Here is a 10,024-nt window from a genome sequence, read left to right as displayed (position 1 = left end):
GGACGCGTCCTCCGGGCCTCAGTTAAATCTCCATACAGAAAAAAGGTTCCCGCCACACCAAGCGGAAACCTTTTTTCTATTATAATGGGTTAATTGATTGTATAAATTGAAAGTTCCAAAAATTAAGCCATTGCATTAACGGCTTTAGATAAACGGGATACTTTGCGGGAAGCTGTATTTTTGTGGTAAACTCCCTTGGAAGTAGCCTTGTCAATCTCGCTGATAGCAACTAATAATGCAGCCTGTGCAGCAGCCTTGTCACCGGCAGTAATAGCAGCTTCAACTTTCTTGGTAACTGTTTTAACCTTGGATCTGATTGCTTTGTTTCTTGCAGCTCTTGTTTCAGCTACTAAAATTCTCTTCTTTGCAGATTTAATGTTAGCCAATCTGTACACCTCCATCTGATATATCATATATTATCAATTCTTTGGTTTGCATTAAAGCCTGGACACGGACAGTTCAATGTAAACATACTATTGTATTTTATCGAATAAAGTCAGGGATGTCAATATGTATTTTCCGGAATTATACAGTTTTTCCGGTATATTTTAGAACAAAAACAGAAAAACTAGGAAGAGATGGCATGAAAGGAGATTTTCGATGTTTAACCGGAAGAATAACAGTAATACCGATCAAAATAAAATAGGAGAGCTTCCGTCATTTGAAGCCAGGACCGACCTGGCGGTGGAAGAACAGGAAAGCTTTGCCGGGGACGGCGGGGAGATAAAGGGAGTGGCGCTTCGGGAGTGGCACCACAGAAACAGTCATATCAGGTTGACGGAAGTTTCGATTATGGATGAGCAGGGAGCGCGGGCCATGGGAAAACCGGTGGGAACATATCTGACCCTTGACGTGCCGGATATGGCGGAAAAGGATGACGGATACCATGAAGAGGTAGCCGAGGAGCTTGGAAAACAATTGAATCTTCTGATTAAAAAAATGTGTCCGAATAAGAAAGAAAAAGCCTCAGTTCTTGTCGTGGGACTCGGTAATATCCAGGTGACGCCGGATTCCCTCGGTCCCCGGGTCGTGGATAACCTGCAGATGACCAGGCATTTTCTCGGTGAGTATGGCGAGGATTTCTGTGAAAGAAATGATTTGCCTGTATTGAGCGGAATTATTCCCGGAGTTATGGCACAGACGGGAATGGAGACGGCCGAAATTGTAAAAGGAGTAGTAGACGAGACGAAGCCGGACATGGTATTGGCTATTGATGCCCTGGCGGCAAGGAATGTGAGGCGTCTCGCATCCACAATCCAGCTCACGGATACGGGGATTCATCCGGGCTCAGGCGTCGGAAACCACAGGCACAGCATGACGAAAGACAGCCTTGGCGTGCCCGTTGCAGCCCTGGGAATACCGACTGTAGTGGGGGCAGCAGCGATCGTTCATGGAACTGTTGAGGCATTGATCCATACATTGGCTATGAACAGCGGTACGGAAGGCTATGCAAAATATATGGAAGATTTGGATCCGGAAAGCCAGTATGAACTGATACGTGAGCTGATGGAGCCGGAATTCGGACCGATGTTTGTGACTCCCCAGGATATTGACGAGAGGGTGAAACAGCTGAGTTTTACCGTATCGGAGGGAATACACCGGGCGTTGTACGGAAAGAAGAGTTAAAAGGGCTGTTCCGTACAGATTACCGTTCACACCATGCAAAAAGCGGCATGCCGTAAACAATAACATGCTTCGCGATGCACAGAAACGGCAAGAAAACGCCGTTGATTGTGGTGAAAAGTTTACTTTTCAGCGCGTCGCGCCGTGCAACTCGGGATTTTCGTGCAGAATACGCACGAAAACACCTCGCGGAACACAACCGTATGAACAGTAACCCCGTACAGGTCCGAGGGAGGAAGAAATTGGAAAGAATCTGGTAAAAAGAACCGGCTTCTGCATAGAATGGTAGAAGGAGAGAATTTTTAAGGCGGGACAGACATGAGGCCGGGAAAAATAAGAATTATCAGAGAGTATATTGCAGGGAACAGAAAAATATCCATATTCCGGCCGGCAGCAGCAATCCTGTGCCTGTTCTTGTTTGCTTTTTTTGCAGGCAGGGCGGTTGGGAGACTGCCGTCAGCCGCGTGGAATATCATTACGGGCTCAATGGGGGGCTTTGAGAGCAGGACGGCCCTTTTTATATGGAAGAACTGGTATCCGTCGGCCGGATTTTCTGAAGCAGGATATGGAAATATGAAAGATGAGGCAGAGGATATGGCCGGCCGGCTGGCCGGTTTTATTCTGAAACAGGTACCTTACTACAGGATGGCGGAAGGCGGACAGGAAAAGCTCCGCAGGGAGCTGGAGCCGGATCCCTCTTATGCAGATTATCTGGAGAGCAGCCGGATTTTAAAAGAGTATGAGTGCCTTGTGAGAGATTTGGAGGGCAGCAGCGTACTGACTTCGGGAGGGGTTACTACATACAGGGATACGGAAGAGCTGACGGATAATTCCGGAGCTTACGGAGAGAATGAACTTACAGATGGCGCGGTACAGGGGCAGAACCAGGGAAAAGGACAGGAAGACTTAATACAGACCGCCGGAGGACAAAATCAGGCCGGCAGCCGGATATCAGGCGGTCGTCCGGCCGGTGACGCGCTGTTAAATAAAGGGACTGTCAGCGCTTCGGGGATCAAATATGTTTCGGAGCAGCTTGCCGACTATGATTTCCTGATGAAGCATTTTTATACGGTTCATCCCACAACGACGGCCGGCAGGGACATGATGAGCGCCGGTACTTTTTTATCTGAGAATTTTGCTCTCACACAGGGGAACGATAAACCCCAGATTTTGATTTACCATACACACTCCCAGGAGGAATTTACCGATTTTCATGAGGGCAATAAAGAAGCAACAATTGTCGGGGTAGGAAATTACCTCACGGAGCTTTTGCAGCAGAAAGGCTATAATGTGATACATGACACGTCGGTGTATGACCTTAGGGATGGAAAGCTGGATCGGAGCAAGGCTTATACATATTCATTAGAAGGAGTCACGGCAATTTTACAGAAATATCCGTCAATTCAGGTGGTTCTCGATATTCACAGGGACGGCGTGAAGGAGACGACGCATCTTGTAAAAGAGATAAATGGAAAACCGACTGCTACCATCATGTTTTTTAACGGAACCAGCCAGACTCCGGAAGGCCCGATTGAATATTTGAAAAATCCGTATAGGGCGGATAACATGGCGTTCAGTTTTCAGATGAAGCTCTGTGCCGACGCCTGTTACCCCGGATTTACGAGAAAGATTTATTTGAAGGGCCTGCGTTATAATCAGCATGTCCGGCCGTGTTCGGCGCTGATTGAGGTGGGCGCCCAGAACAATACATATGAAGAGGCCAGGAATGCGATGGAGCCTCTGGCGGAGCTGCTGGATATGGTGGTAAGGCCGGAAGGCTAGCAGCTTCACACATCTTTAATAAAATCATATGTGGATTTGCGGTAGTAGTATTTAACAAATAAAAATCCAAGCAGGGTTACCAGCGTCGTTAAAATACCGCCTTCTATTCCGAAGATACCGCCTGTGATAAAGTTATCGGCAGTAAAGTGTGTTGTAATCATTCCGGTAACGTTAATTCCGCTGACAGGCATACCGAAGACAAGGCCTTGGAAAGAGTTCCAGGTGAAGTGATATCCGATGCACATCCATATATTACCTGAACTTATATACATATAAGAAAATAACAGCCCTGCCAGAATGATGTTACAAACGGAAAAAAAAGTCACCCCGTTATTTCCCAGATGTAAAAGTCCAAAAATAAAAGAGGGAACCAGCACGATAAAAGGAAGGCTTCCCACCCTGCGCAGGGTGGACATCAGAAATCCCCTGTTCATGATTTCTTCTCCCAGGGCTACGAGTGCAAAGATAATGAGCCACCAAAACTGAAGGATTGAAAAGGATGGTTTCCATGATTCGACAACTGCCTGGCCGGAGGCGACTGCAATAAAAAATGCTATGAAACAGCAGAGAGCGCCGAGGAACATGCCGGCATATAACTCCTTATATCTCATTTTGACGGGCTTCAGCCCCATGGAGGAAAGAGAGCGTTTCATCACTAAACACCATGCGGCGATTGGCGTCAGTATCATAACTGAATCATATAATATCTGCATGTAGATTGGTAAAAAATTATCATCTATCCAATAAAAGACGGCATCCGGCTGTTCACCTGAAGAGGGATAATGACCGCTGACGCTCAGCAGTTTTCGTAATACCTCTATGGACAGAAACGTCAGTAAGTTGCTGATGCCATACAAAGCCACTGATACAAGCAGGATAATCCAACCGGAACGAATCTGACCGCGTTTGTTTTTAATTACTGGATTGTTTAGAAGAAAGTTCATGATTTTCCACCTTTTTGATTTATTATAATGAGTCATTCTAATGCTATCATAACGATTATTGAGTGAAAGTACAATAATTTTGTTAAATTTATTTGATGATACGGAAACTGTGCAGATGCGTGAAACGGGTGTGGTCCATATGGTGAAATTATCATTGTGAATCAAAAAAGAGTCGCTTAACTGGTTATTAAGCGACTCTTTTTTTACGGTTTTCATCATTTCCGCTCGATTCCTGTAAATTATATCACCCTTTCTGAGGATGGTCAACTGATAAAAAATGAATGTTAAGGGAATAAATGTAAAATATTTTCTTATTTTTCTTCCTTATATGCCGGTTTTTATTCAAAACAGGCGTTTTCAAAGCGCAATCTGAATAGGGTCTCTACTGTGAAATGAAGATAATCCCCCTTTTAGCAAAAAAAAAGAGTCGCTTAATAACCAGTTAAGCGAACCTTTTGGAAGAAAAGGAGGGCTTTTGTGAGCTGGTATGTCTTACAATGCAGAACCGGTCGGGAAGGCGAAATTATACGCTCCTGCAGGCAGCATATTTCAGCGGATGCTCTTAAGGAAGTGTTCTCATTTCGTTGCGAGAGGCTGTGGCGTACAGACGGAGTCTGGAAACTTGTTGAAAAAGAAATGTTTCCGGGATACGTTTTTCTGGAGAGCAGCCGGCCCGACAAGCTGTCGGAGGAGCTGGAGGCCTACAGAAAGATTCTGAGAGTCATGGAAGAACCGGGATATTTAATTTCTGTGTACGAGGAGGAAGAGGAATATCTCAGAAAGCTTTGCGGAGAGCGGCATTATCTCAAAATGTCCTTCGGTTATAAGGATAAAGAAAAGGGAAGGTCTTTTATAACAGAGGGCCCGCTTAAGGGACTGGAGAATCAGATTGCCAAATATGATTGGCACCGTCGTTTTGCCCAACTCAGAATACCTGTTTCCAGAAAAGAGGTAGTAGTCTGGGCGGGGATCGGATTCGATGAGAGGATCCTGGTAGATCGGGATGACGGGAGGCCGGGAATAGCGCAGGAGGAAATGCAGTTTCTGGTTTCATAAATTTGTAAAATATACAGGAGGGCTGTACAGCTATTGAGGCATGCAGCCGGACGGTATTGTTATAATAGTGAATATAATCCTGGGATTTTTCAAATAAAATTCCAGGGATGGCGAAGCTATGTCTTTTTAAGGCAGAAAGGGAGCAGGAATATGTGGTATGTAATTCAGACTGTGACCGGGAAAGAAGAGGAACTGATGCTCTTTATAAGGAACATACTTTGCCGGGAGCGCTATGAATCGTGCTTTGTAATATATGCACAATGGATGAAACGGCTGGGAGGCGAGTGGCAGATACAGGTGCGGCCGCTATTTCCCGGCTATGTTTTTATAGACACGGAGGAGCCGGAACGGCTCTATATGGATCTGAAGGCGGTGCCGAAATTCTCAAGACTGCTGGGGACTGGAACGGATGAATTCGTTCCGGTGAAGAAGGAAGAGGAGAAATTCCTTAGAATGATAACCGGCGGCAGCGGGGAAATGGCAGATGAACCTGCGATAGAACGGATGGAAAGAGCTGATGATGCGACCGTGAAGCTGACGGTTGTGGAGACGGAACTGGACGGCGGGATTCGTTCAATGGAAGGAGCGCTTTCCTGCTTTGCCAGCGATGATGTCAGGTTAAATCTTCATAAGCGGTATGCGGTGGTAAAGACACGGATGCTGGGGGAGGAGAGAACGCTGGTGTTTGGTATAAGACTAAAAAAGGACAGGTAAATACGGGGAGGCATGTGATAGAAGAATGTATCAGAAATATATAAAAAGATGGTTAGATATTTGTTTATCCGGTCTGGGGCTGATGATTTTATCGCCCTTTTTTTTATTGATTATTATAGCGATAAAAAAAGATTCTTCCGGACCGGTTCTGTTCAAACAAAAAAGAGTGGGGATTCATAAAACTCATTTTAATATTTTGAAGTTCCGGACAATGCGTACCGATACGCCGAAAGATATGCCGACGCACATGCTGGCGGATCCGGAGCAATACATAACGAAGGTGGGAAAATTTCTGCGGAAGACGTCACTGGACGAACTGCCGCAGATTATTAATATCTTGAAAGGTGATATGAGTATTATCGGTCCCAGGCCGGCTCTTTGGAATCAGTATGATCTGATCGCGGAGAGGGATAAATATGGGGCCAATGGTGTGATGCCGGGGTTGACCGGATGGGCGCAGATCAACGGAAGGGACGAGCTGGAGATCCCAGTGAAAGCCAGGATGGACGGGGAGTATGTGAAGCGGCTGAGCTTCCAGTTTGACTGTATCTGTTTTTTGGGCACGATTCTGTCGGTGTTCAGGCACGACGGAGTAGTTGAAGGCGGAACTGGGGAGATGAAAAAAAGAGGAGAAAGAGATAGAGTATGAATCAAATACCACACATTATGACAAATGTCAAACTCGTCCTCATCGGGGTCACCGGTTTAAAGTCAGGAGGAGTACTGATAGATCATATAGCGTCAAATCTGGATAAAGTGAAAACTTTATTTCCGGGTGGAATTGTGGTTATCTGTCGTGAAACATCAAAGACAGAAAAAGTAGAGAAATTGCTTCCGGATGTGACCATAAAACGGGGAGAGATTACTGATGAAAGTTTTCTATCTGATTCGCTCAGTGGCTGTGATACGCTAATTCATGTTGCGGGTATCCACTGGTCGAGAGAAATAGTTAACGCTGCTGCGTATAACAATATAAGACGGCTCATCCTTGTACACACAACAGGTATCTATAGTAAGTACAAAGCGGCAGGGGAAGAATACAGACACATTGATGATTATGTAGAAAAACAATGCAAAGAGAACAACATTATCCTGACAATTTTGCGCCCGACTATGATTTACGGAAACATTCATGATATGAATGTGGTGAAATTTATTTCATTAGTGGATAAATTTCCGATTATGCCAATTGTCAGAAGTGCGAGGTTTGAACTTCAGCCGGTTCATTATAAGGATCTCGGAAAAGCATATTATGATGTTCTAATGAATGAGAAAACTTGCGGCCATAATTACAATCTTTCAGGCGGCGAGATAATTCAACTTCGGGATATGCTCACCGTAATCGGGGAGAACCTTGGAAAGAAAGTCATATTCATCAGCTGTCCATTCTGGATCGCTTACGGTGGTGCCTGGGGATTGTATTGCGCGTCCTTTGGTCGTATTGATTATAGAGAGAAAGTTCAAAGGCTTTGTGAGCCAAGAGTATATGATCATGATGATGCAACAAGAGATTTCGGATATAACCCCAGGATGTTTCGGATTGGTATTGTTGATGAAGTTAAGGAGTATTTGCAGAATAAATGAAAACATAATTTAGTATTCCCTTGGAGTTATTCAGTGTGCTTCATAGTTACGAATATTAGGTTGACAAAGGAGAAAGAAAAATGCGAATAGCTTTCATATATGAGAGTGGATTTGCCGGAAATAATGGATCGAATCATTTGTTATGTACCACGATTGAAAAAATGCTTCAGAGAGGACATTCCGTTGATTTAATAGAGGCGGTTTCTGTTCGAGATAATCCGGATTATCCTCCGCAACTTGCTCAACATAATTTCCAATGCCATACGATTGAGCTTAAAGAAACGAAAAAGACGAACTTTATAGGCAGATATCTGTATGGACTTAGTTTTGTGCGAGAATCAACTAAATTGGCAAAAGATTTGGATGTTGATTTATTTTTCGTACAGTCTGTTCCAACTGTATCATTTACTATTCGAAGATTAAAAAAATATGGCAAGCCAATTATATATAACATTCACGATGTGTTTCCCGGGTCAGCTTTTGAACTGGGCGTTGTTAAAAGTAAGATACTTGACTATATACTTAAAAGAATCCAGCGCATCGGTTTTAAATTAGCAGACAGAATCATAGTTGTTTCTGATGACATGCGAGATGTTCTTGTCAAGGAGAAAACTGACCCCAATAAACTTTTTATCGTAAACACCTGGTATGACTCGGATAGCATCAGATATATAGCACCAGACGTAAACACTTTTGTTAAAGAATATAACATTGATACTTCTAAATTGATTATCCAATATGCCGGAAATGTGGGACAGGTTTTTGGTCTGGATGAGTTTGTTGAGCTTGTGAATGCGCTGAAAGATAATAAGACTGTTGAATTTCACATTGTCGGTCAGGGTGTAAAAATTGAGGAACTTAAAAACAGAACGCAGGGTTCAAATATAAAGTTTTTCGGATGGCAAAAACAGGAGCGGATGAGTGAAATATACAGTTATTGTGATATGGAGATAATTCCACTTCATCACGGTGTTATTGGTAATAATGTGCCGAGCAAGATGGCATTATCACTGGCAGTTGGAAAACCGGTTATAAACATTGTTGAGAAGTCTGGGTATTATATGCTTTTTAAGGATAACCACATCGGATATTCATTTACTCAAAATGAAATCAATGATGCGATAGACATAATAAATGAAATTTCAAAAGACAAAAGCTGTCTTAAGGCTTATCGGGAAGACACAAGAGAGTTTGCTGATAGGGTTTACTCGAAAGATAAAAATAATGACAGATTATTAGATATGCTTGAGGAACTTCAGAAAGGGTGGAAATATAAAGCATGAGCATCTTTAAAGATAGTATTTTGTTAATTACTGGGGGAACGGGGTCTTTTGGAAACGCAGTGCTGGAGCGTTTCGTTAATACAGATATAAAAGAAATTCGTATTTTTTCCCGTGACGAGAAAAAACAGGATGAAATGCGACATCATTACAATAGTGATAAACTTAAATTTTATATTGGAGATGTCAGAGATATAAATACAATTCGCTCCGCAATTAATGGTGTAGAGTATATATTCCACGCCGCAGCTCTAAAACAGGTTCCTTCTTGCGAGTTTTTCCCCTTAGAGGCAGTTAAGACAAATGTAATAGGAACTGATAATGTATTGACGGCCGCCATTGAGGCCGGTGTACATAAAGTTGTTTGCTTGTCTACTGACAAGGCAGCGTATCCCATTAATGCTATGGGTACAAGTAAGGCCATGATGGAAAAGGTTATTATAGCGAAGGCAAGAAACGCAGATCCCCGAAGAACTCGAATTTGCTGTACTCGATACGGAAATGTAATGGCATCGAGAGGCTCCGTTATTCCTTTGTTTATTGATAAAATTAAAGAAGGCCTTCCGTTGACGGTTACGAATGGCAGCATGACAAGATTTATTATGAATCTGGATGAGGCTGTGGATCTGGTTCTCTATGCCTTTGAACACGGCTCACAAGGTGATTTATTTGTTCAAAAAGCGGATGCAAGCACAATATCAGATTTAACCCAGGCAATCAAAGAACTCTTTGGAATGCCTGATTATCCGGTTCAAACAATTGGAATCAGACATGGCGAGAAGATGTACGAAACCTTATTGACTAATGAAGAATGCGCAAGAGCAGAGGATTGCGGTAGATTTTATAGAGTTGTAGCCGATAATCGCAACCTTAATTACGAGAAATATCTTTCGCAGGGGAATATTAAACGGAGTAGTTTGTCTGAATTCAATTCTAATAATACAAACCTGCTGGACGTTGAAGGAGTGAAAAAGAAACTTCTTACATGTGAAATGGTTATCAATGAGTTGAAGGCATGGAAAGAGCGTAAGGGAGAATAAT

General features: G+C 43.3%; 10 protein-coding genes. 8 read left to right on the top strand and 2 right to left on the bottom strand.

Annotated elements, in window-relative coordinates:
• Positions 1-122: 122 nt before the first annotated feature.
• Complete coding sequence (rpsT, locus tag CLOSYM_RS19575) at positions 123-386, bottom strand: 30S ribosomal protein S20 (protein ID WP_003498885.1); 264 nt, start codon at positions 384-386, stop codon at positions 123-125.
• Positions 387-600: 214 nt separating this feature from the next.
• Between rpsT and gpr the strand changes: the two genes are divergently transcribed.
• Positions 601-1,626 (top strand): GPR endopeptidase, encoded by a 1,026-nt coding sequence (gene gpr, locus CLOSYM_RS19570; RefSeq protein ID WP_003498883.1) that lies wholly within the window; start codon positions 601-603, stop codon positions 1,624-1,626.
• A 570-nt stretch (positions 1,627-2,196) separates the two neighbouring features.
• Complete coding sequence (gene spoIIP / locus CLOSYM_RS19565; protein WP_044902964.1) at positions 2,197-3,405, top strand: stage II sporulation protein P; 1,209 nt, start codon at positions 2,197-2,199, stop codon at positions 3,403-3,405.
• A gap of 5 nt (positions 3,406-3,410) precedes the next feature.
• On the opposite strand, the gene CLOSYM_RS19560 is transcribed toward spoIIP, so the two are convergent.
• Positions 3,411-4,349, bottom strand: a complete 939-nt coding sequence (locus tag CLOSYM_RS19560) for a CPBP family intramembrane glutamic endopeptidase (protein ID WP_044902958.1) — start codon at positions 4,347-4,349, stop codon at positions 3,411-3,413.
• 477 nt (positions 4,350-4,826) lie between these two features.
• On the opposite strand from CLOSYM_RS19560, the gene CLOSYM_RS19555 reads away from it, so the two are divergent.
• The 6 genes from CLOSYM_RS19555 (at position 4,827) to CLOSYM_RS19530 (ending at position 10,023) form a co-directional block, all read left to right on the top strand.
• Positions 4,827-5,405, top strand: a complete 579-nt coding sequence (locus CLOSYM_RS19555; RefSeq protein ID WP_003498876.1) for a transcription termination/antitermination NusG family protein — start codon at positions 4,827-4,829, stop codon at positions 5,403-5,405.
• A 150-nt stretch (positions 5,406-5,555) separates the two neighbouring features.
• Complete coding sequence (locus tag CLOSYM_RS19550) at positions 5,556-6,119, top strand: transcription termination/antitermination NusG family protein (RefSeq protein ID WP_003508185.1); 564 nt, start codon at positions 5,556-5,558, stop codon at positions 6,117-6,119.
• Between the two features lie 25 nt (positions 6,120-6,144).
• Entirely contained in the window at positions 6,145-6,768 is a 624-nt protein-coding gene (locus tag CLOSYM_RS19545) for a sugar transferase (RefSeq protein ID WP_003498872.1), read from the top strand.
• The gene (locus CLOSYM_RS19540) at positions 6,765-7,703 is read left to right on the top strand and encodes an NAD-dependent epimerase/dehydratase family protein (protein ID WP_003508180.1); all 939 of its coding nucleotides are present in this window, start codon (positions 6,765-6,767) and stop codon (positions 7,701-7,703) included. Before CLOSYM_RS19545 ends, CLOSYM_RS19540 begins: the two co-directional genes overlap by 4 nt.
• 80 nt (positions 7,704-7,783) lie before the next feature.
• Complete coding sequence (locus CLOSYM_RS19535) at positions 7,784-8,986, top strand: glycosyltransferase family 4 protein (RefSeq protein ID WP_003498868.1); 1,203 nt, start codon at positions 7,784-7,786, stop codon at positions 8,984-8,986.
• Positions 8,983-10,023, top strand: coding sequence for a polysaccharide biosynthesis protein (locus tag CLOSYM_RS19530; protein WP_003508179.1), 1,041 nt, complete (start codon positions 8,983-8,985; stop codon positions 10,021-10,023). The genes CLOSYM_RS19535 and CLOSYM_RS19530 overlap by 4 nt, the downstream gene beginning before the upstream one ends.
• The last annotated feature ends 1 nt before the right edge of the window (position 10,024 follow it).

The organism is [Clostridium] symbiosum ATCC 14940, assembly GCF_000466485.1.
Classification (GTDB): domain Bacteria; phylum Bacillota; class Clostridia; order Lachnospirales; family Lachnospiraceae; genus Otoolea; species Otoolea symbiosa.
This window is presented reverse-complemented; position numbering and strand designations above follow the sequence as displayed.